The 22,586-nt window shown below is 66.7% G+C and carries 16 protein-coding genes; 15 read left to right on the top strand and 1 reads right to left on the bottom strand.

From position 1 onward, the window contains the following. Window positions 1–3: 3 nt before the first annotated feature. Genes tssM through ARC23_RS11485 form a run of 3 tightly spaced genes read left to right on the top strand, consistent with a single transcriptional unit; the run spans window position 4 to window position 5,488 of the window. Complete coding sequence (gene tssM / locus ARC23_RS11495; RefSeq protein ID WP_057497334.1) at window positions 4–3,714, top strand: type VI secretion system membrane subunit TssM; 3,711 nt, start codon at window positions 4–6, stop codon at window positions 3,712–3,714. Next, the gene (gene tagF, locus ARC23_RS11490) at window positions 3,711–4,694 is read left to right on the top strand and encodes a type VI secretion system-associated protein TagF (RefSeq protein WP_057497333.1); all 984 of its coding nucleotides are present in this window, start codon (window positions 3,711–3,713) and stop codon (window positions 4,692–4,694) included. Before tssM ends, tagF begins: the two co-directional genes overlap by 4 nt. A 2-nt stretch (window positions 4,695–4,696) precedes the next feature. Beyond that, a complete protein-coding gene (locus ARC23_RS11485; RefSeq protein ID WP_152985254.1) occupies window positions 4,697–5,488 on the top strand; it encodes an OmpA family protein in 792 nt (263 codons plus the stop codon). 51 nt (window positions 5,489–5,539) lie between these two features. Here the strand turns inward: ARC23_RS11485 and tssA are convergent, their stop codons facing one another. Next, a complete protein-coding gene (tssA, locus tag ARC23_RS11480) occupies window positions 5,540–6,601 on the bottom strand; it encodes a type VI secretion system protein TssA (RefSeq protein WP_057497331.1) in 1,062 nt (353 codons plus the stop codon). Window positions 6,602–6,837: 236 nt separating this feature from the next. On the opposite strand from tssA, the gene ARC23_RS11475 reads away from it, so the two are divergent. The 12 genes from ARC23_RS11475 to ARC23_RS11420 all read left to right on the top strand — a co-directional run bounded on the left by ARC23_RS11475 (window position 6,838) and on the right by ARC23_RS11420 (window position 22,585). Next, entirely contained in the window at window positions 6,838–9,597 is a 2,760-nt protein-coding gene (locus ARC23_RS11475; protein WP_238985234.1) for a type VI secretion system Vgr family protein, read from the top strand. Between the two features lie 5 nt (window positions 9,598–9,602). Beyond that, a complete protein-coding gene (locus ARC23_RS11470; protein ID WP_160321659.1) occupies window positions 9,603–10,169 on the top strand; it encodes an Ivy family c-type lysozyme inhibitor in 567 nt (188 codons plus the stop codon). Further along, window positions 10,166–11,620 (top strand): hypothetical protein, encoded by a 1,455-nt coding sequence (locus tag ARC23_RS11465; protein WP_057497329.1) that lies wholly within the window; start codon window positions 10,166–10,168, stop codon window positions 11,618–11,620. The genes ARC23_RS11470 and ARC23_RS11465 overlap by 4 nt, the downstream gene beginning before the upstream one ends. A 259-nt stretch (window positions 11,621–11,879) precedes the next feature. Then, window positions 11,880–13,814, top strand: coding sequence for a hypothetical protein (locus tag ARC23_RS11460; RefSeq protein ID WP_160321658.1), 1,935 nt, complete (start codon window positions 11,880–11,882; stop codon window positions 13,812–13,814). Window positions 13,815–13,816: 2 nt separating this feature from the next. After that, window positions 13,817–14,410 (top strand): hypothetical protein, encoded by a 594-nt coding sequence (locus tag ARC23_RS11455; protein WP_057497327.1) that lies wholly within the window; start codon window positions 13,817–13,819, stop codon window positions 14,408–14,410. A 148-nt stretch (window positions 14,411–14,558) separates the two neighbouring features. Continuing rightward, window positions 14,559–15,173 (top strand): hypothetical protein, encoded by a 615-nt coding sequence (locus tag ARC23_RS11450; protein WP_152985252.1) that lies wholly within the window; start codon window positions 14,559–14,561, stop codon window positions 15,171–15,173. A gap of 92 nt (window positions 15,174–15,265) precedes the next feature. After that, window positions 15,266–15,886 (top strand): hypothetical protein, encoded by a 621-nt coding sequence (locus ARC23_RS11445; RefSeq protein WP_057497325.1) that lies wholly within the window; start codon window positions 15,266–15,268, stop codon window positions 15,884–15,886. Between the two features lie 117 nt (window positions 15,887–16,003). Further along, complete coding sequence (locus ARC23_RS11440) at window positions 16,004–16,621, top strand: hypothetical protein (protein WP_057497324.1); 618 nt, start codon at window positions 16,004–16,006, stop codon at window positions 16,619–16,621. A 122-nt stretch (window positions 16,622–16,743) separates the two neighbouring features. Then, window positions 16,744–19,518 carry a type VI secretion system Vgr family protein gene (locus ARC23_RS11435; RefSeq protein WP_057497323.1) on the top strand — a complete coding sequence of 925 codons (2,775 nt, stop codon included), beginning with the start codon at window positions 16,744–16,746 and terminating at the stop codon, window positions 19,516–19,518. A gap of 2 nt (window positions 19,519–19,520) precedes the next feature. After that, on the top strand, window positions 19,521–20,384 hold the full coding sequence (locus tag ARC23_RS11430; RefSeq protein WP_057497322.1) for a DUF4123 domain-containing protein: 864 nt from the start codon (window positions 19,521–19,523) through the stop codon (window positions 20,382–20,384). A 19-nt stretch (window positions 20,385–20,403) separates the two neighbouring features. Then, window positions 20,404–20,901, top strand: coding sequence for a DUF3304 domain-containing protein (locus ARC23_RS11425; RefSeq protein ID WP_160321657.1), 498 nt, complete (start codon window positions 20,404–20,406; stop codon window positions 20,899–20,901). Then, window positions 20,888–22,585 carry a T6SS phospholipase effector Tle1-like catalytic domain-containing protein gene (locus ARC23_RS11420; RefSeq protein ID WP_057497320.1) on the top strand — a complete coding sequence of 566 codons (1,698 nt, stop codon included), beginning with the start codon at window positions 20,888–20,890 and terminating at the stop codon, window positions 22,583–22,585. The genes ARC23_RS11425 and ARC23_RS11420 overlap by 14 nt, the downstream gene beginning before the upstream one ends. Window position 22,586 lies beyond the last annotated feature (1 nt).

Below are 22,586 nucleotides of genomic sequence, written 5' to 3'. Positions count from 1 at the left end.
TGCATGAGTTTGAGCAATTTCAGCTACTACCTGCGCGACTACCGTCTGTGGATGGTGATCGGCCTGGTCGGCGCCGCTGCGCTGGCCCACTACGGTGAAGCCGAAGCGCGGCAGATAGGCATCTGGGTGGCCGTCGTGCTGGCAGGCCTGCTGGTGCTGGCGCTGCTGGTCTGGGGCATCAAGCGGATCCTCGCGCGGCGCGCGGCCAAGCGCGTGGAGGCGATGGTCAAGGATGAGGCGGACAAGGCGGTGGCCTCCTCGCAGCCGGCGCAGCGCGCGGACACCGAGGCGCTGCGCACCCGCATGATGGATGCGGTCAAGCAGATCAAGTCCTCGCGGATGGGCGTGCTGAAGGGCAACGCCGCGCTGTACGAGCTGCCGTGGTACGTGATCATCGGCAATCCCGCGGCCGGCAAGAGCACGGCCATCCTCAACTCCGGGCTGCAGTTCCCGTTCGAGGACAACCGCGGCAACGTGGTGCAGGGCATCGGCGGCACCCGCAACTGTGACTGGTACTTCACCACCAATGGCATCGTGCTCGATACCGCCGGCCGTTACTCGGTCAGCGTCGAGGACCGCATGGAATGGCTGACCTTCCTCGGCCTGCTGAAGAAGAACCGTCCGCGCGCACCGATCAATGGCGTGATCATCGCCGCCAGCCTGGCCGAGCTGTCCGGCAGCAAGCCGGAGTTCGCCATCGAGCTGGCCAAGAACCTGCGCCAGCGCGTGCAGGAAATCACCGAGCGCCTGGAAGTGTTCGCGCCGGTGTATGTGCTGTTCACCAAGGCTGACCTGATCGCCGGTTTCAGCGAATTCTTCCGCAACCTCGACCCGGGCGAGCGCGAGCATGTGTGGGGTGCCACGCTGCCGTTCGACGTGCAGCAGCAGGGTGACGCGCTGGCCGCGTTCGACAGCCATTTCGATGAGCTGGCCGAAGGCATCAAGGAAATGAGCCTGACCCACATGGCGATGCAGCGCGGCCGCGAAGTGTCGCCGGGCCTGCTGTCGCTGCCGCTGGAGTTCGTCGGCATCAAGCCGGCGCTGCGGACCTTCATCGCCACCCTGTTCGAAGACAACCCATACCAGTTCAAGCCGGTGTTCCGCGGCTTCTACTTCTCCAGTGCGCTGCAGGAAGGGCGCTCGGTGCATCACGCCTCCGAGCGCGTCGGCCGCCAGTTCAACCTGGAGCGCGGCTCGAACGTGGACGAGGCGCCGACCGGGCATACCGCGTTCTTCCTGAAGGACCTGTTCCGCAAGGTGATCTTCGCCGACAAGGAACTGGTGCGGCAGTACTCCAGCCCGCACCAGAACCGCCTGCGCTATGGCGTGTTCCTTGGCGCAGTGGGCGTGCTGGCGCTGGCGCTGGGCCTGTGGACGTGGTCCTACACGACCAATGCGCAGCTGGTGGCCAATGCCACCAAGGATCTGGACCAGGCGGTACGCGTGCAGAAGGACCGCATGGACCTGAAGTCGCGCATCGATGCGTTGCTGCTGCTGCAGGACCGCATGGAACAGCTGGACCGCTACGGCAAGGAGGGTGGCATCACCACCCGTCTGGGCCTGTACCAGGGCTCGGCGATCCGCGACAAGCTGCTGCGGGAATACAACCACGGCATGCAGCAGGTGATGCTGGCGCCGACCGTGGCCAACCTGGAGAACTACCTGGGCCAGGTGGTCGCCGAGCGTGACAAGCTGGGCCAGGGCAACAGCACTGCGGCCGAAAGTGAAGTGCTGTACCAGAACGCCTCGCCGACCAGCACCAACGACGCCTATAACGCGCTCAAGACCTACCTGATGCTGGGCAATCCCAAGTATGTGGAGGGCGCGCACCTGTCGCAGCAGCTGACGCTGTTCTGGCGCACCTGGCTTGAAGCCAACCGTGGCCAGATGAGCCGCGAGGAAATGGTGCGTGCCGCCGAGAAGCTGATGACCTTCTACGTGGCACAGGCCGGCGCGCCGAGCTGGCCGCAGGTGCAGAACAAGGTCACCCTGGTCTCCGACACGCGCCAGGCGCTGGGCCAGGTGATGAAGGGCCAGCCGGCGATGGAGCGGGTGTATGCGCAGATCAAGGCGCGCGCCGGCGCACGTTTCGGCACCACCACGGTCGACAACCTGATCGGTGTCGAGCGCAATGGCCGGATGATCAACGGCAACTACGCGATCTCCGGTGCATTCTCGCGCAAGGCGTGGGAAGACTACGTACAGGATGCGATCAAGGAGGCGGCCAACACCCAGCTGAGCACCACCGACTGGGTGCTGGGCACCACCGAGCAGAGTGACCTGTCGCTGGCCGGCAGCCCGGAGCACGTCTCGCGTGAGCTGGTCAACATGTACAAGAACGACTACGCGCGCGAGTGGAGCAAGTTCGTGCAGGGCCTGAGCGTGGCCGAATTCAGCACTTTCGATGAGGCGGTGGCGCGCATCAACAAGCTGGGCGACGCCAGCAATTCGCCGCTGCGCATCCTGCTCGAGCGCATCAACGAGGAGACGGTGTGGGACAACCCGCAGGCGCTGGCGCGGTCGAGCAAGGCGCGCAAGGGCTTCGTGGCCTGGTTCCAGCGCACCATCCTGCGCAAGGATCCGGCGGCGACAGCGGCGGCGCAGCCGGTGGGGCCGATCGGCAAGGCCTTCGAGGGCATTGCCCGCCTGACCAGCGAGCGTGGCGACCAGCCGGCGGTGATGACCGCCTACTTTGAAACGCTGGCCAAGCTGCGCGCCCGCCTGAACGCGATCAAGAGCCAGGGCGAGATCGGTGTGGGTACCCGCAAGCTGATGCAGGACACCTTCAGCAACGAAGGCTCCGAGCTGAGCGTGGGCCTGGCACTGGTCGACGAACAGGTGCTGACCGGGCTGGACGAGAAGCAGCGCGAGGCCCTGCGCCCGCTGCTGCTGCGCCCGCTGACCCAGACCTTCAGCGCGCTGATTCCGTCGACCGAGGAAGAGGTCAACAAGACCTGGAAGGCGCAGGTCTATGACCCGTTCAAGGCGCGCATCGGCCAGCAGTATCCGTTCAACCTGAACTCCGATGTTGACGCCGCGCCGAGCGACATCGCCGGCATCTTCGGTGCCAGCGGCAGCATTGCTGCCTTCAACAAGGAAGCCCTGGGTACCCTGGTGATCCAGCGCGGCCCGCTGCTGGAGACCCGTCGCTGGGCCGGGCAGGGCGTGAACCTGTCGGCCGAGCTGGTCGCCAACTATGGCAATTGGGTGAGCGGCTCCGCGGCCGGCGCAGCACAGGACACCACGATCTTCGAGATCCTGCCGGCACCGGCGGCTGGCGCCCTGGAATACACCATCGAGATCGATGGCCAGGTGCTGCGCTACCGCAATACGCCGCCGCAGTGGACCACCATGCAGTACCCGAACGCGGGTCAGGTGCCCGGCGTGAAGATCACTGCGGTGACCGGCGATGGCCGCACGGTGGAGGTGTTCAGTGCGCCAGGCGCCAACGGCTTCAACCGCCTGATGGCGGAAGGTGAGTACGAGCGCCTGGACGACTCCAGCCGCATCACCTGGAATGGCAATGGCGTGGGAGTGACGGTGGAAATGCGCATCGTGCGACGGGCCGGCAGCGGTGGTGCTGAAGGTGGCGGTGACTGGCAGCGCGGGCTGCAGCTGCCCGAGCGCGTGGCGGGTGGTACGCCCGCCGCGCCGGCGCCGGCAGCCACCCCTGCCGCCCCTGCCGCTGCTCCGGCCAACGGGGGTGCCCGATGAGCCGCGTGGTCAGCGCAGGCGTCTCGTACTTCGGCAAGGTGCCGTCGCGCGGCGATTTCGTTCGTGCGGCCGACAATCACCAGTTGCTGGGTTGGCTCGATCGCTGGGCCGGTGAGAGCCTGGAGTTGCTGAGCCAGAGCCCGGACTGGAAGCAGCGCTATGACGAGGCGCCGGAGATCCACTACGCCTTCCTTGGTTCACGCAGCAAGATGGTGCTGTGCGGCCACTTCCTGGCCAGCCGCGATGCCTCCGAACGGCGCTTCCCGCTGCTGTCGGCGCTGCGTCTGGATGCGCCCGAGCCGTTGCCGTTCATTGGCCGCAGTCCACTGGCGATGTCCAACGCCTGGTCGGGCCTGGCCCGGCTGGCGCGCCAGGCCTACCAGGACAGCGATGCGGCACAGGCGCTGGCGCAGCTCGCCGACGCCCGCTTCAGCATCAGCACCGATCCGGGCGACTACAACGGCAGCTTCCAGGACTTCCTGGAAAGCACCACCGTGGCCGATCTCGAACAGCGGCTGCGCGATTCCGGCCATGGCGACGTGGCGCTGCGCCAGGTGCTGCCTGCCCTGGGCCTGCTGCTGCAGCCGGTGCTCAGTGGCGGCGATGTCAACATCGACAAGGCGCTGGTGTTCCCGCTGGTACGCGATCCAGCCTATCGCCCGCTGGTAGCGGCGTTCTGGCTGGATCTGCTGTCCAGCTTCGTCGCCCGCGGCGATTTCGAGCTGGCGGTGCTGATCCGCAACGATGCCGCGCCGAGCATGATCGTCGGCTTCAATGGCGCCGACCGCCAGGTGTTGCGTGCGGTGCTGGATCCGGCCGAGGCCGGCGAGTTCCTCATTCGCATCCAGCATTCGGAGTGGGTGGACGACTACCTGCGCGGCGACTACAACCTCAACCGCTTCGGCAGCTTCCTCGACCGTGACGATCTGGCCCTGGCCACCGCACGCAAGCTGTTCGGCGAGACTTTCCTGGGAACCTGACGATGCGCCTGTGCAATTCTCTCCATCTCCTGCTGCCGCTGCTGCTGGCAGCCGCACCGCTGGCCGCCCAGAACGCGCCGGCGCCGGCCGCTGCTACGGCGGCCGGCGAGCGGCCGGTGGTCATCGAGGGCGTGGTGCCCGATCAGGCGACCAAGGCCAAGCTGCTCAACAACCTGCGGGCGGTATACGGGGCCGAGCGGGTGGTCGACCGCATCCAGGTGGAAACCATCGCCACCCCACCGAACTGGGGTGACTATGTCGCTGGCATGATCAACCCCGGGCTCAAGCGGGTATCGCCGGGCAAGCTGGAGGTCAACGGCCAGGCCGTGCGCATCACCGGTGAAGTGGGCAACGAGGCCCTGCGCCAGCAGGTCGCCAGTGACCTGAGCCTGGCCAGCAACACCAGCTACACGGTCACCAACGCGCTGAAGGTGGGCTCGCAGCAGAACGTGCTGGACCAGACCCTGGCCAACCGCATCATCGAGTTCCAGAGCGGCAGCGCGCGCCTCACGCCCTTCGGCATGAGCATCCTTGATGAGATGGTGGCCAAGATGGCGCAGATGCCGGACAGCCGTTTCCTGATCATCGGCCATACCGACAATGTGGGCCAGCGTGAGTCGAACCTGACACTGAGCCACGCACGCGCGTTGGCCGTGAAGAACTACATGATGGCCAAGGGCATCCCGGGCAGCCACATGGACGTGCTGGGCAAGGGGCCGGACGAGCCGGTGGCCGACAACACCAGCAACGATGGCCGCGCACGCAACCGCCGTATCGAATTCAAGATCCAGTAACCGCACGGAGAGCGGGCCTGGCCCGCTCTCCGCTCGATGGCCCGGAAGCGCTCAGTCTTCCGGGTTGACGTCCAGCATCTCCTCCATCTGCTCCAGCGTGCTGTGGTCCTTGATGACCCGCTTGAGCCAGACGTGCAGCGGCATCTCGCCCCACCGCGCGGCCTTCTCGGCCAGGTAGGCCACGGGGCTGTGCGGTTCGGTACGACGGAAGAACTCGGCCACCTGGCGCAACTGCTGCAGCGCTTCCTTGCGTGAACCCGGTGCACCGGCCGGCCCACGCGGGGCGGTGCTGACCGGCGCCGGGTCAAATGCCGGTGCATCCGCGGCGAAGTCGGTGCTGCTGAACGTGTCCTCTGCCGGTCCGGTCTCGCCATCGAGCAGCACGCCCGCCTCGCGCGCGAAGCGCAGTACGGTGCGTTGCAGATGCTCGAGCTGCTCGCGCACCGCGCTGAAGCTGGGGCCATCCAGGCCGAGCCGGTTGTCCACTGCAGCCTGCAGCTCGGCCAGTGCCTGGCTGCAGTCCGGCAGGTCATCGGCCAGCTGTCGATAGAAGCTGTGCTGGGTATCGCGGCGGGCGGCATTGAGGATGTCCAGGCCGGGCCGGCCATCGTCATCCTCGCCACTGTTGGCGCGCGCGTGCGCATGCTCGAAATCGGCCAGGCTGAAGCGCCCCTGCGGCGCAGCGATGATCGGCACGGCACGCAGCCATTGCAGCGAATTGGTCAGCAGCCAGCTGAGGTTGCCGATGCGTTCCTCGAAGTCACCATCCGGTGCCTGCGGGTGGACCGACTCCCAGTAGCGATCGCACAGACCGGCAGTGACCCGGTAGCCTGTGGCCAGGCCCTGGAATCCCTCCAGCTGGGTGGCCGCTTCACTCAGCCAGCCGGCCAGGCGCAGATCCTTGGTGCGGGTCTGCAGCAGGTCGCTGGACTCGCGCAGCACACTGCTCCAGTCGGCGTACTTGATGTCGGTCTGCCACGCACCCTGGTCCAGGGTCGGGTCGTCGGCGCGACGGTTTTCGATGATCCGATCGAACTCCGCCGAGAACGACAGGTCTTCACCGGTCGGGGCGTGGTCCGAAATCGGGGCCAGCAGGGCTTCCTGATCCAGCATGGCAGGTCTCGTTGGGGACTGCGGTCGATTCTAGCGGTTGAATGTGAACGCGGTTACGGGATGAGGGAAAGTCACGGGGGCTGAATACGGCATTCCGTCAGTTATGTGACGGAGAACGCAGTTCATTGCCCGATCTTGCGCCGTGATTTTGACGAACACCACGATCTGGTAGATTTATTGGCTGGAAACCGACGCCGCGCACCCGAGAGTCGTGCGGCTTTCACTCTGGAAATGGCATGGATCAGCTGAACAACCTGATGGCGCAGGTCGCCGGTCTTGGCGACGCCCAGCGTCTGTATCGCCTGCAGTCCGACGCATTCACGGCATGCACCGTGGAGCGTTGGCGTGGACGTGATGCGTTGGGCGAACACGCGTGGACCGAAGTAGACGTGCTTTCCACCGATGCGGATGCTGCGCTGGAGGCGCTGCCTGCTACGCGCGCCACATTGACCCTGCAACTCGCTGACGGTGGGCAATCGCAGCGCAGCGGACTGGTGGCCGACGCCGCCCGGGTTGGAGGCGATGGTGGGCTGGTCCGCTACCGTCTGCATCTGGTGTCATGGACCTGGTGGCTGCAGCACGCGCGCCACAGCCGTGTGTTCCAGGAGCAGGCCGTTCGCACGATCGTTGACGCGGTTCTTGCCGGGCATGGGGATATCGCGCGCTGGCGCTGGGCCGAGGGGGTTGACGACTTCCTGGGCGAACGTGTGCGCAGCTACTGCGTGCAGTACCGCGAGAGCGATCTGGATTTCCTGCAGCGCCTGCTGGCCGAAGAGGGGCTGGGCTGGCGGCTGTATGCCGATGAAGAGGCTCCCTGCGGCAATGGCATGGAGATCTTCGCCGACAGCGTGGCGTTGCCGGAGGATGCGACCAGCGCCGGGGCCGGCGTGCGTTTCCATCGCAGTGATGCCACTGAATCCAGTGACAGCGTGCAGGCCATCGGCATGTGCCGGAGCCTGGCCAGCACCACGGTCAGCCTGCAGAGTGATGATTACCGGCAGGTGCGTGCCTTGGCCGGCCAGTCGCCGATGGACGGCGGCGGCAGCCAGTCGGCGCGCGAGGATTTCGATGCCGTGGGTGCCTACGCGTTCAGCGATGGTGCCGCCGCTTCGCGCCAGGCGCGGCTGCTGGCCCAGGCACGCGAGGCACACAGCCGACGTTGGCGCGGGCAGGGCACCGTGCGCGGCCTGCGATCGGGGGCCTGGCTGCGGCTGCAGCAGGCGCCTGGCGCAACACCGCCGGAGCTGCTGCTGGTTGCCGTGGACCATGCCGGCATCAACAACCTGCCGACCGACCTGCGGCGCACCCTTGATGATGCGTTCGGTGTCGCGCCGGCCGAGCGCGACGACGCGGCGTTGTGGCAGCAGGCCGATGCGGTGGGTTACAGCAACCGGTTCGAGGCCGTTGAACGCAGCACGCCGTGGCGGCCACTGCTGCTGGATGGCACCGGTGCCCGGCTGAATCCGCGCCCCACCGTGCCGGGCTACCAGACGGCCGTGGTAGTGGCCGGTCAGGGCGGCACCAGCAAGGATCTGCATGCGGACAGCCAGGGCCGTGTGCGCGTGCGCTTCCATTTCCAGCAGGGACAGGGCGGAGGCGCTCACGACAGTGCCTGGTTGCGCGTGGCACAGCGCTACGCCGGCCCTGGCGTTGGCAGCCAGTTCCTGCCGCGTATCGGCCAGGAGGTGCTGGTCGGCTTCCTGGATGGCGATATCGATCGGCCGCTGGTGCTGGGCGCGCTCTACAACGGCCGCGGCGAAGCCGGCGTGGCGCCTACGCCGGCCGGTGCCAGTGCCGAAGGCGATGTGTCGGCCTACGGCCAGGCCGCCGATGCACGCCACAGCGCGCAGGCCAACCTCAGTGGTGGCCAGGCGCCGGCGTGGCATGCGGCCGGCGCGGGTGACCAGGCCCATCGGCATGGCGGTGCACTGTGGGGCATCCGCTCGCGCGAATGGGATGGCGGTGAAGGCAGCAACCATCTGTTGTTCGACGATTCCAACCAGCAGCTGCGTGCGCAGCTGGCCAGCAGCCAGCAGGCATCGCAGCTGACGCTGGGCCATCTGCGGCACCAGGCTGACAACTTTGTCGGCAGCGTGCGTGGCACCGGTTTCGAACTGCGCAGCGATGCATGGGGTGCGGTACGCGCGACGGCGGGCGTGTGGCTCACTGCATATGGCCATCGATCGTCCGCACCTGCGGGCGAGGCGGTGCAGCCCTCCGCGCTGCTGGCCCAGCTGCAGACGCTGGGCGAGCGATTCACCCAGGCCGCGCGCAAGCACGTGACCAGCCCGCTGGCGATGCAGGAGGGGGCGAGAGGGGCGATGCGGTCGCGCATTGTGCAGAAGCAGGCTCCCCTGCCGGCGATGACGGCAGCTGTCCGAACGGTGGTTGCCGGGACGCAATACACGACGGGAGTCGCGCAAGCTCCTAAGCACAGCGCCGAGCCCGGTGAAGGACGGATTCCCCATAGTGGCGCTCCTCTGCTTGGGATGACGGCACCCGACGGGGTGGTGCACGTCGCCGGTCAGGGCATGATGTGGAGCAGCGGCGAAGCACTGCTTCTGGCCAGCGGCGGGCATTCCGATACCACCGTCATGGGGCAGGCCCGGCTGCATGCAAGCCAGTCGTTGGGCCTGTTGGCAACCACCGTCGAGGAAGGCGGTGCAGCTGCGGCGATGTCCGTTGTGAGTGGCACTGCGGCGCTTGAAGTCCAGGCACAGGCAGATTCCATCCGCATCCAGGCGCGCTCGGGCCTGCGCGGTGCGAGTGGCCAGGCCCACATCGAGCTTGCCGCGGGCAAGACGCTGCACATCGCAACTTCAGGAGGCGCCAGCATCACCGTCTCCGATGGCGGGATCGTGGTCAACGCACCCGGCTCGATCGCGGTGCATGCGCAGCGCAAATCCTTCCTTGGCCCCAGCAACTACAAGAGCGAGCTGCCCACATGGGTGCTGGGCGACATGAAGCAGAAACGGATCATCGGTTTCTCAGGATGAAGAACATGAAGAAGACGATATTCCTGCTGCCACTGGTGGCGGCGTTGTCGTGGGAGTGCGTTGCAGCAGCTCCACTGGACGCGCATGCAAGCGGCACCCGCCCGGGAGACGCCTCCATCGATCTTCCGCAGCCGAGCTGCGCCAAGCAGCCCTTGGCGACATACCTGTTCGCCCTCGTCGGCAAGGGGCTGTCGGCCCCCGATGGCTGCGGGCGCAGCAATGCAGTGGTGACCCAGGCATTCGATACCCTTCTGGCAGAGGTTCCCGCCAAGCAAGCACCGTCGCTGAAGGCGCGACTGCTGACCGGGCCCAGTGCGGCAGGCAAGCCGTTGTCGATCGAAGGGCGTACCTGGTGGCTGTACTCCGCCTGCCAGGCACATGCCTGCGGCTCAACACAGCTGGCAGCGCTCTACGATCCCGCAGACAGGCACATGGTCGGCCGCTTGATCCTGAACTGTGAGGTGCGCTGGCTGGGCAATCCATCGGACGCGCAGCGCGCGGTGCTCGATGCACGCAAGCCCGTGAATCTCGAGATGGTCAGGCGGCTGGGTGACTGCGGGGGCGAGCCATGAGTGCCAAGAACCTGAAGGCGTTCCTGGACGCTGTCGGCTTCGAGGAATCGAGCGGAGACATCGGCATCATCAATACCTATAACTACATCGGCAAGTACCAGTTCGGTGAGCAGGCGCTGATGCAGCTTGGGTATTACAAGACGACGGCCGAGATCAAGAAAAAGCAGGAGTGGAAGGGCCACTGGACGGGCAAGAACGGTGCTACGAGCCGCGAGGTGTTCCTTGCGGACGAAGCAATGCAGGACAAGGCGGGCGAGGAGTGGATGCGCGAACTCTGCCGGCAAGGGCGCTATTTCGGCACGACCAAGTTCATCGGTCAGACCATGAAGGGCTTCGTGGTGACCGAGTCCGGCATCATTGCCGCCGCCCACCTGAAGGGCTACGGCCCGGGCAAGCCGGACAAGAAGACCGGGCAATGGGTGCGCCCTGCCGTGCTTGCGTTCCTGCGCACGGGCGGGGCCGAGGACGGCACCGACGCCTATGGGTCGAGTGTTTCCAAGTACATGAAGAAATTCGGAGGCTACGAACTGGGTTGCTGTGCGCCGGTAGAGGCGCAGACCACCTGGATGTATCCCTTTCCGCGGCAGGGCAAGAGTGATGCCTTCGATGGCGCGATGTACCTGGGCCTTCCTGCGCTGGAAGAAGGCGCCTTGGCGCGCGTCGATGACGGCTTTTTCCCGGTGGGGGCCAGTGGCCTGTGGCATGGAGGCGTCCATTTCGATGCGGGCAGTGGCACCGTGCTGGATCAGACCCAGGGCGTGCGCTGCCTCAAGGACGGCGAGGTGGTGGCCTACCGGATCGACGAACGCTATCCGGAAATCACCTTCCCGCAGGTGCAGCGCAAGGCGCTGTATTCGAAGGGCTTCGTGCTGGTGCGGCATACGCTGAAGCTGCCTGCCGATGCACAGGCGAAATTCGAGGCGGCCGACAAGGCGGCGAAGGAAGCACAGGACAAGAAGGCTGCGACGGCGGCGGGCAGCGCTCCTGCGGCGCCGCAGACGGCGGCCGCTCCCGCTGCTGCCGCGAGCGCTCCGTCCAAGGCGGTCGCGCCGGCACCCGCCACGAAGACTGCGAAGGACTCGAAGGACTCGAAGGATTCGAAGCCAGCCGCCGCACCGGAGCCGGGAACCGAGCTTGCCTTCTACAGCCTCTACATGCACCTGATGGACTTCACCGGCTATCAGGAGGATCGCAAGCGCGTACGTCCCGGGTTCTGGACGGAAGGCAACGAGTTCGTGGTGGGCGAGAAAGCGAAGGACGCGCAGGAGGTGCCAGCGCCGCCTGCAGCGGCGCAGGCATTGGTCGATGAGGATGACCACATCGGCTGCGATTGCGGTGGAACCTCGGGTGAATCCGATGATGTCGCCGATGCTCTGGAGCAGTTGGGCTGGGGGCCTGGACAGGTGAAGGAATGGGACAACGTCGTGCAGGAGGCACACGCAGATGAGTGAGGCTGCACCCGCGCCGATCATCGGCCTGAACATCCGCAGCGAGGCCAGCGGCCGCTCGGCCCGGTTGGGCCTGTTGCCGCGCGGTGCGCGGATCACCGTGAAGAACCGCAAGGACAAATGGGCGCAGATTGACCGGATCCTGGAAGGTGAGATCGCACCGGTCCGCCCGGGCGAGACGGTCGACCCGGCCGCAAAGCAGGGCTGGGTGTTCATGCCTGAGCTTGATCCCGGCCCGAAGCAGCCGGTCCAGCTGGACAAGGTGGTCATTCCGGAAAAACCGATCGCGATCAGCGCAGGCGCACTGCTCGGCCATGTCGGCGAGTACCAGCAGTACGTGGATGCCCAGCCGTTGCCCAAGCGTGGTATTCGCCCGTTGATGCACATGGAGGTCTTCGCCGGTAGCGAACTTCCCGTGTTCCTGGCCAAGTCGCGCCGCTATGCATCGCTGCTGCCGCCGGGAACGGGAAGCCTGTTCGTGATCGAAAAGGGGGCGCGGCTGAAGAAGGCGGCCGATCCGGACGGTGTGATGGAGCCGGAATCTGGCCTGATCCAGCTCAAGGACTCGGGCCTGGGCGCGTGGACGCTTGTCCAGCGTTCGGAGCTGAAGGTGTTCGATCGCAAGGCGCTGGGCGCCTATTCTGCGAGCAGCAAGAGTTATGCAAATGCAAAGGATGGACAGTTCACCGGTGTATTCGTAGGCCCTGCCGACAACCAGCGTACCCAGTCGGAAAAGGAAGCGCGGAAGCACAACTACCAGCGGCGCGAGATGCGGATGCCACTGGGAGAGCCGTTCTGGATCCTGCGCAAGGACCTGCAGCAGTGCTCGGCGGGTGGCATGAAATGGTGGAAGAAGCATCCGTTGCGTACGGATGGGCCCGAGGCCGAGGCCGTCGGCCTGGTGCGGGTGATGTCCCGCGCCGAGCTGGAGCAGCTGCCTGCGCCGAAACGTGCACTGGACAGTGATGGCAAGGCCTGGTGGGAAGTGGCTGCCTGCGGCGAGAAGCCGGGTAGTTTTGTACTGGGCTGGGCATGCGAGGCCGGGCACCCCAAGGTGGGTTGGCAGTCGCCTTGGGCGTGGCCGGGATTCGAAACGGTGGAAGAGGGCGGCATCCAGCCGGTCGACATGATGGCGGCGACGCTGGTGAAGATGGGGATGCTGCAGCCCCACGAGGTGACCGATCATCGCATGCGCGCGGACAAGGTGGAGCGCAGCGCGTTGATCCAGAAGCTGCATGCCTTGCTGGACACCGACGGCAATGGGCATATCAGCAAGGCCGAACTGCAGACGGCCAGCAAGCAGCCCCTGCTTGCGCAGGCGTTGAGCCGGATGATCGTCCGCTACGAGAGCGAGTGGGGCGGGGAAGATGCGAAGTGGAACGAGCTGGACCCGCTGATGCTGGACGGTGCCGTGGAGTGGAGCGCTGAAAAGCTGCGCATCAAGAATCTGCGCTGGTGGAAGGATGTGGCGCCCGGCGTGAAGGGGTTCCCTGTTGCGCCGGAGGTCTTCCACCTGCACCCGATCGGGCTGCTGAACAATTTCTACTCTGCGGTCGCCACGGCCAATGCCAATGCAGCCTCCAGCAAGGACGACAGCTACAACGGCGAGCGCGAAAAGAGCGGCGCGCAATGGTACAAACGGTTCAAGCAGAGCAAGGACGTCGCGAGCCTGAAGGAGCCCTTCCAGTCGAACATCAAGCGCTTCCTCGCGGCGCTGGATGAGGCTGGTGTGACCGTGAACATCAATACGACGCTGCGCCCGCCCCAGCGCTCGTACCTGATGTACTACGCACGGGAAATCGTCAATGGCATGGATCCAGCCACGGTGCCCGCGTTCGAGCCGCGGAATGGCGATGCTGCCGTGAACATTGACTGGCAGCACCTGGATGCCAATGGCAAGCCGGATCTCAAGGCCGCCAAGCAGGCAGCCAAGGCCATGGATAGTGCCTACGGTGCTGCGGGGGCCATCGGCAAGCCCTACCGATCAAACCACAATGGTGGTGAAGCAATCGACATGCGGTTGAGTCCTGCCTGGGGCATCGGCAAGACGGTCAAGAAGGCCGATGGCACCAGTGTGACGATCAGCAGCAAGCGTGACATCATCGATGTGGGTGCCAGTTACGATGTCCTGCATTGGAACTATGACGGCAAGCCGAAAAAGGTCGATGATCCCCATTGGTCCAAGACAGGCAACTGAAGATGGCGGGTTTCGTGATTAGAGCTGCTCTTTTGGTAGTGGGCGTCGCGCTCGCGGTGGGTTGCCATGCGCAGCCTCCCGAAGTGGGCGGCTGGCGCAGGGTCTCCGACAGTGACCTGGAGCGGCAGTTCCACTTCTCCATGCTGCCTCATGCCGCAGCTGCGGGAAGTCGCTGGGCGGTCTACGATGCCAAGGCGGGCAAGGTAGTGTGTTGCCTGTCAGTGGAAAGTGCCGAGGTGGGCGAAAGCGAGCTCCAGGATCGCTTTGACATTCCCGGGCCGTGGGTCACCGATCTGACCAATGGCTGGAATCTCGATGCCGCGCCCTATCGCCCGCATGTCCAGCTGCTGAAGGTGCAGGGTGCGATGAGCAGCTATACCTTCAAGGAAGAACGTGAAGCCGCAGGAGGCCTGCTGCTGCCGCCGGACGCGCGGGCGGTGGGGGCGGACACCTTGGAGATCGCCGGCGAGCGCTATACGGTCCAGCGCCGCGAGACCTCGCTGGCCGATGGAGACGGTGGTGTTCATACCTACACCTTGAAGCCGGCCAAGGGTGGCGCAGCCTTGAAGATCGAAGTTCCGTTCGGGACCTACTAGATCTGGAACCGGGCGTCAGCGGTGGCCCGCAACGCTGCGTGCGGCCGCAGGCATACGGGAATCGGCGTCGGTCTTTTGCGCCCGTGGGTGATGCGGCGCAGCATTCTGCGTGCCGATCGGGTGCTTCACCTCGGGGAGGCCGGGAGTCATGCATCAGGACAGGTCAGGGAATCGTCACCGCCCCGTTGCGCTGCGTCAGCTGTTCCTGGCCAGCCTTGTGCTGCCGCTGGCGGCGTGCCGGCAAGCCACCTCACAGGATGTCGAGCAGGCCGACACCGCCCGCCGTGCGCGGGCCGCTATCGAGGCACAGATCAAGGCCGACGCCCATGCCGCCCAGGCGGAGCCACCGCTGCCGGGTGATCCGGACAGCACTGAAACGCTCTTTGACGGATTGCTCGATTGCCAGCCGAAGGGCTGGTACCTTAATGCTGGATCAGGCCGGCCCGCGAACCCTTACCTGGCCCTGCACACGCCGGAGCCCTGCGAACGCGATGAGGCGTTCGGGATGGCGTACTTCTGCGTCAAGGCCGATTTCCATGGCCTACCGATCTACAGGGTGGTTGCCCATCTGGGAACCGCACCCACGCCCATCGGCATCCTGATCGATCTGCCACTGGACCAGGCGCGTGCGCGAACCCGCATCGCGCTGGGCTCGGAGTTCCCCGATGATGCGCGCAGCCGGCGCGGCGAAAGGCCAATGCTGGGCCCCCAGGCCGGTGATGCACAGAAGTCGCAGTTGATATGCACGCCCGGTTGGGCCTGATCAAGAAGGGCAGCCGATGGCGCGAACAGGGACAACGTGGAGTCCACGCCGGCGGTTCGCGCGCTTCTTGTCGAAATCCTGGAAAGCAAAGAATGATGAAGATCAACACCAGCGTCTGGCGGGGACTGCAGCCTGTGCTGTTGCTCGGCCTTCTTCTTTCGGCCGCCGCTTGCACGGGGAAGCCGAATTCATCGGAGAACCCGGCCGCAGTTGTGCCGCCGGCGGGGGCAGCTACCCCGACGAAGGATGTGCCTGCAACAACGGCGGGCAACGCACGATTTGCCGGCGTCAAGATGCTCTCGCCCCATTCCGGGTGCGCTTTCCTGAGCAGTCCGATCAACTTCTGTGATGATCGTCATCGTGCCCAGATCGACAAGGTGATCGCCGAGCAGCGGCCGAACTTCAACGGGCACTACATCGTGGCGGAGCTGGAGGAATGGCCTGAGTACTTCCAGCGCTCGGTGGTCGTCATCAACGCCCGGAGCGGGGTGGTCTATCCGTTGCCGATCGACGCATTGTCCGGCCCTTTGTCCAGCCAAGGAGAGCCGACCACTTGTGGGAAGATGGAAACGTCCGTGGATGCGCAGCAGTTCTGCCTGGTCGGAGCGATACTGGCTTACCGTTCAATCAACGACGGGCGTTTCTGCTTCGGATTCGACGGTGTCCGCTTTACCGGACACCAGACTGCGTACATGGCGCCCGAAGGACAGTGAGGGTTTTCAATGGCGCGGGGCGGGCGCGCCGGCCGGAGCACATGGCGTGGCAACCGCTCCGCCTTCATGGCATCCTCACGAAACTGATCGGCCAGGTGCCATCGACGGATGAACGATATGCAGAACTGGATCGGACACGCGGCCCCCGGGCTCGTGGTGGCGCTGTGCCTGGCCGCGCCACTGGCGCAGGCAGCCGAGCCGACCTTCGGTGGCTGGCGCAACCTGGACTCCCGTGACGGCGCCGAGCCGGCGTTGCGTGACATCCCGTTCGCCATACTGCCGGCCGCCGTGGCGCGCGATGCGCGCTTCTCGATCTACGACCGCGAGAGCAAGCGGCTGGTGTGTTGCCTGCAGGTGGCCAGCGCCGAACTGGACGACACGGCGCTGCGCAAGGTGTATCAGCTGCCCGAGCAGTGGGTGACCGACCTGCGCAATGGCCGCAGTGCGGCGCGGCCCTGGCCGACACGGGTCTACGAAATGCGCCGCATCGGCGAACTGGTCGACTACGGTTTCAGTGATGCGCCTGAGGCCTACAGCGACCTGGGCGGGCTGCTGCTGCCCGCCGACGCGCGCCTGCTGCCCGATGGCAGCGTGAAGGCCGGTGCGACCTATCGCCTGCAGTTCCGCAGCACGCCGCTGGGCGATGACAGCAGCGCGCTGGACCGCTTCACCCTGCAGCCGGCGCAGGGTGCAGGCAAGCCGGTGGTGGTCGAAGTCTCCTACGGAACCTATTGATCCAGCGCGTCATCAGGATGTGAAGGCGTGCGCGTGCACCGCCGTAGTCCATCTGCTACCGTCGCCCTACAGGGGAAGGACCTGCCCGCCGCCACCGCGCGGGCAGCAACGGTGGGGACGCCATGGAAGCGATTCGCAACCTCATGGTGCAGGCAGCCGGCCTTGATGCCGACAGCCGCCTGTATCGGTTGGAGCTACCCGGCATGCCAGCGGTCGTGGTCGACCACTGGCATGGCCATGACGCCCTTTCGCAGGGGCGGCACCTGACGATTGATGTACTGGCGCTGGACGCTTCGCTGCCGCTGGCCGACTGGCTGGGGCGGCCCGCGTGCCTGCATGTGCGGTTGGCCGACGGCCAGTCCTGGCCGCGCCACGGCGTCATTGCCGATGCGAGCTGCACGGGCAGTGACGGAGGCCTCGCACGCTACCGGATCACCCTGCGCGACTGGACCTGGTGGATGGGCCAGGCGCGGCGCAGCCGTGTGTTCCAGGAGCAGAGCGTGCGCGAGATCGTGGACGCGGTGCTGCAGGGGCATGCGCCGTTGGCGCACTGGCGCTGGACCGACGAGATCGACGCGTTTCTGGCCGCATCGCGGCCTCGCAGCTTCTGCGTGCAGTACCGCGAGTCGGATCTGGCCTTCGTGCAGCGCCTGCTGGCCGAGGAAGGGCTGGGCTGGTGCGTGCAGGAGGCGCAGGACGCCGCTGCGGGGCATGGCATGCTGCTGTTCGCCGATTCGTCGGTGTTGCCCGAGTCGATGGAGTCACGCAGCAGCGGCGGAATCCGCTTTCATCGCGCCGACGCCAGCGAACGAGGCGATGGCGTGCAGCGGCTTGGGCAACAGCGACGGCTGCACAGCACGCGCGTGCAGCTGCACAGCAGCGATTACCGCAGCGTCCGCTCGCTGGCGGGGCAGCTGCCGCTGCAGGGCGACAGCGTGGCGCCGCGCGAGGACTACGATGCGGTCGGCGCACATGCCTTCGCCGATGCCGCCGAGCTGCAGCACCATGCCCACCGCGTGGTCGAGGCCATGGAGGCGCAGGCCCTGCAATGGCACGGCCGTGGCGGTGTACGCAGCGCTGATGCCGGCCAGGTGTGGGTGCTGACCGAGTTGCCCGGTGAGCTGCCGGCGGAGCTGTTGCTGGTGAGCGTCGAGCACGCGGGTGTCAACAATCTGCCGGTTGATCTGCGCCAGGCAATGACGGCACGTGAGGCCGTCAGCACAGAGGGCGACACGCTCGCCGCCCAGGCGCGTACACACGGCTACAGCCAGGCATTCACCGCGCTTGCGCGCGATCGCCACTGGCGGCCGGTGCTGCGCGATGGCACCGGTGCGCGGCGCAATCCACGACCGCTGGCCCCCGGCTACCAGACGGCGATCGTGGTGGCCGGGCAGGGCAGCGCCAGCGACGAACTGCATGCCGACGCGCTGGGACGGATACGTGTGCGGTTTCATTTCCAGGACGGCGCAGAGGGCGCCGACAGCGCCTGGCTGCGGGTGGCGCAGCGCTACGCCGGGCCCGGGGTCGGCAGCCAGTTCCTGCCGCGCGTCGGCCAGGAAGTGCTGGTCGGCTTCCTCGAAGGAGACATCGATCGGCCGCTGGTACTGGGCGCGCTCTACAACGGGCGTGGCGAAGCCGGGGTGGCACCGACGCCGGCGGGCACCGGCGCGGAGGCCGATACCACGCCGTTTGCCCAGGCCCGCGATGGTGCGGGCAGTGCGCAGGCCAATCTTGGTGGTGGCCAGGCACCGGCCTGGCATGCGGCCGCCGGCGGCGAGCAGGCGCACCGGCACGCGGGCGCGCTGTGGGGCGTGCAGTCGCGCGAATGGCAGGGGCAGGGCTGGAACCGGCTGTTGTTCGACGACAGCGACCAGCAACTGCGTACCCAGCTGGCCAGCAGCCAGCAGCACTCGGCGCTGAGCCTGGGCCACCTGCGGCATCAGGCCGACAACCATCGCGGCAGCCTGCGTGGCAACGGCTTTGAACTGCGCAGCGATGCGTGGGGCAGCGTGCGCGGGGAACGTGGGTTGTGGCTGGACGCCTACGCGCATCGTGACCCGGAGCCGGCAGGGTCCGCGGCACAGCCGGCCGCACTGCTCCAACAGGTGGCGACGCTGGTGCAACAGCAGGCTGACGCGGCGCGCACCCACCTGACCGTACAGCCGGCCTCGCATGTGGGCGTGCAGTCGCCGCAGCGCTCCAGGCTTGACAGTACGCGTGCGCCGGTGCCGGTGCTGTTGGCCAGTGTGCGCAGCACGGTGCCGGGGGCGGCCCTGCAGGAGGCCGCTGGCGCCATCGCACAGCGCAGCGGCGATGCAGGCGACGGTCGCGTGCCGCATACCGGAGATGCGCTGCTGGGCCTGGCCGCACCGAAGGGCGCGGTGATGGTGGCAGGCCAGGGGCTGCATTGGGCCCAGGGTGAAACACTGGTGCTGGGCAGCGGGCAGCACAGCGATGCGACGGTCATGGGGCAGGCGCGCTGGCACGGGCGGCAGGCGATCGGTGTGCTGGCGGCCAGCATGACCGGTGCCGACATCCGGGCGCCGACGCTGACCCTTGCCAGTGCGACGCAGCCGCTGGACATCCAGGCGCAGCAGGACCGGGTGGCGGTGCAGGCCCGGCAGTCGCTGCATGCCGCCAGTGCCCAGGCCGCTGTCGAACTCGGCGCCGGGCGCACGCTGCAGCTATCGACGGCAGGCGGCGCCAGCATCACCCTCAGCGCAGGCAGCATCGTCTTCAATGCGCCGGGACGCATCACCGTGCACGCCGGGCGCAAGTCGTTCCTTCCCGGCGGTAGCGGCCGCTTCCCGCTGCCGGTGTTCCCGCAGTCGGTGTGCAAGGAGTGCCTGCTGCTGGCGGCGCAGCGGGCGGCACCGCTGACGCCGAAGGGGGCCTGAGCATGGGACGCGACTGGCACTTCCCACCGCTCGCGCTGCCACCGCTGGACGCCGGCACGCAGCGGTTCGTGCTGCTCGATGGCGCACAGTGCGATCAGCCGTTGCAGCTGCTGCGCGCACTGCCGTGGGCACCGTTGCGCCTGTTTGATGGCCTGCTGGCCGACGGCACCGACGACGCCAGCGTGTTCCTGGCGCGGCTGCCGGGCGAGGCCGACATCGACCGCTTCCTGCAGCGGGCGGCGGCGCAGGCGCGTTCACCGGGCCTGCTGAGCGTGATTGAAACGACATTGACCGGTGAGGCGCTGCAGCAGCGCCTGCAACGGCGGCTGGATGCCCGCTACCCCAATGGCAAGGAGTTCCTGGCACGCTTCTTTGATGCGCGTGTACTGCCCTGGTGGGTGCAGGTGCTGGATGAGGCGCAATGCCGTGCCTTCCTGGCCCTGGGCGAATGCTGGTGGTATCTGCGCCATGATCTGCAATGGGCGCGGCTGGAACTGGCCGATGTCGTGCCGGATCCGCACGACCCGCCGTGGGTACTGGAGGCGCCGCAGCGGCGTGCGCTGATCGACGCCAGCTATCCCTATACCCTGATCGACCATTTCCAGCTGACCGACCCCGAGCTGTTGGCGCGACAACCACGCGCGCGCTGGTACACCTTCTTCCGGCGCGTGGTGGCGACGGCCGCGGCGGCCGGCATTGAAGACAGCCGCCGTTTGGTGATGGTGGCGACCTGGGCGCTGCTGGCCGGCAACGATCTCGGCGAGGATCCAGCCTGGCAGCAGCGCCTGCAGGATTTTGCCAGTGGGCGGCGCAGTGCGGCCGACATCGGCGATGACGTCTGGCCCCTGGAAGAAAGCTGGGATTGAACGGAGCGAGAGCGCGATGATGAGCAGCAAGTACCTGTGGTGGAGCGCGCTGGCGGTGATCGCGCTGCTGGTGATGGGCGTCGGTTGCAGCCGGGCGATGGCGCGCGGAAAGACGCCGATCATGTCGTTGTTCGCGTTCAACTACAGCCCGTACTACCTGGCCGATGTGCGGGTCGACGGGCAGTTTCTGGGAGGGGTGAGCGGTTACACCAACGGCGGCTCGGGAATGGGGCCGCGCGCGCCGCGCGGCAAGGGGCCGGACAGTGTGCGGGTGCGCTGGACCGAGGCCAACCGCTACGATCTGGCCACCAATCGCTACCTGAGCGAAGGGCACCGCGTGCCGCGCGAGGCGGTGGTGCCACTGAAGACGCCGTATCCGCCCAACCCGGCCACCCTGCTGTTGCATTTCTATGCCGATGGCCATGTCGAGGCCGAGCTGCTGGACAAGGGCGTCAACAAATGGGATGTGCGACGCATGCCGGTGCCGAAGGAGCACAAGGACCATGACCAGTACTGATCCGACCGCGATTCCGGGCCAGGTGGATCTGGAGCCCGGCACCCCCGATCCGGTGTCGCAGGCCGAGGGCACGGCGCGCACGGCGCGGCTGGCGCGCGGCACGCGTCCGTTGAGCGATGCCGAGCGCCGGCGTCGCCAGGAAGCGATGTGCGGCACGGTGCCCGACAAGGAAACGGCTACCACCGGCTGTACCCAGAGCCTGCACCTGAGCGTGTTCTTCGACGGTACCGGCAACAATCGCGATGAAGAGCTGGCCAAGGGGGAGGAAGAGCGCGCTCTGTCGAACATCGCCCGGCTGTTCATTTCGCACAAGGACGATACGCGGAACATCAAGCGCCAGTATCTGGCAGGCGTTGGTACGCCCTGCCCGGAAGTCGGCGACAGCGGCGGCCTGCTCGGGCTGTCGATCGGCAAGGGTGGGCGCGAGCGCATCGACTTCGCGCTGCAGGCGCTGGACGAGCTGATCGATACCCAACCCGAGCCGATGCGCATCCTGGTGGTCAGCGTGTCGGTATTTGGGTTCTCGCGCGGGGCGGCATCGGCACGTGCGTTTGCCCGCGACCTGGCCGCGCGCTGCCGGCGCCAGGCCGATGGCACCTGGCTGTACCGCGAACGCATTCCGCTGCGGATCGGCTTCATGGGCGTGTTCGACACGGTGTGCTCGGTGTGGCCCAGCCTGGCGGCGGCAGCGTTCAACTACCGCAACGGACATACCGGCTGGGCCGAGGGCGTGGCGGTTCCGGAAATCGTCGAGCAGTCGGTGCACATGACCGCCGCCCACGAACTGCGCGGGCAGTTCCCCCTGGATTCGACGCGGGAGCACGCACGCTATCCGGCCAATACGGTGGAAATCTGGTTCCCCGGCGTGCACTCCGATGTGGGCGGCGGCTATGACCCGCAACACCAGGGACGCAGGAACAGCATCGCACGCTTCGCCCTCAACGAGATGTACGACATGGCGCAGGCCGGTGGCGTGTTGCTTCATCCGGTTAGTGAACTTGAGCCGTTCCTGAAGGCCGAGTTCGACAAGCAGGATCCGGAGCTGCAGGCGGTGTTCAATGCCTATCTGCAGGCGGTGCGGGTCAAGCGTGGGCGCATGGAGGACGTGCAGGCCTCGCACATGGAACTTCTGTACCGCTGGCTGCGGGTACGCGTGGCGCGGGGTGACCAGCTGCCGTCGATGCAGCGCCTGGCGGCGCGCGAGGAGGCGCTGCGCGAGCAGGTGCGGACCCTGCGCCGTCGCCAGTCGCAGCTGCCATCGCCGTGGGGCAACGACAACCTGCATCTGGCCGATCAGGGCAACGCGGACAAGACGGCCGAATGGAATCGGGTTTCCGATGAACTGAAGGCACGGGACGATGAGCTTTCGGCGGTGCGCAAGCAGCGCCGCGGCCTGGAGAAGGAAAACGACACGATGCTGGGCAAGATCGTCAGCCTGCGCCGCCGCCGCGAGCGGGGCGCGACGCTGACGATGGCCGAGCGGGTAACCCTGGAGTCGTGGGACAACACCACGCTGCTGCCGCCGAAGGTGGAGGCCTTCTTCGATGGCTACGGCCACGACTCGGTGGCGCACTGGTTCATCGGCAACCTGAGCCAGTGGCGGGTGCTGTACTTCGGCGCCACCAAATACACGCCCGGCAAGGTGGATGAGAAGGTCGAGGCCGCCGAGGCGGTGCCTGGCTGAA

Origin of the sequence: Stenotrophomonas beteli (assembly GCF_001431665.1) — a bacterium.
Taxonomy (GTDB): domain Bacteria; phylum Pseudomonadota; class Gammaproteobacteria; order Xanthomonadales; family Xanthomonadaceae; genus Stenotrophomonas; species Stenotrophomonas beteli.
Note: the sequence above shows the minus strand (reverse complement) of the source record. Positions and strands in the feature narration are given on the sequence as shown.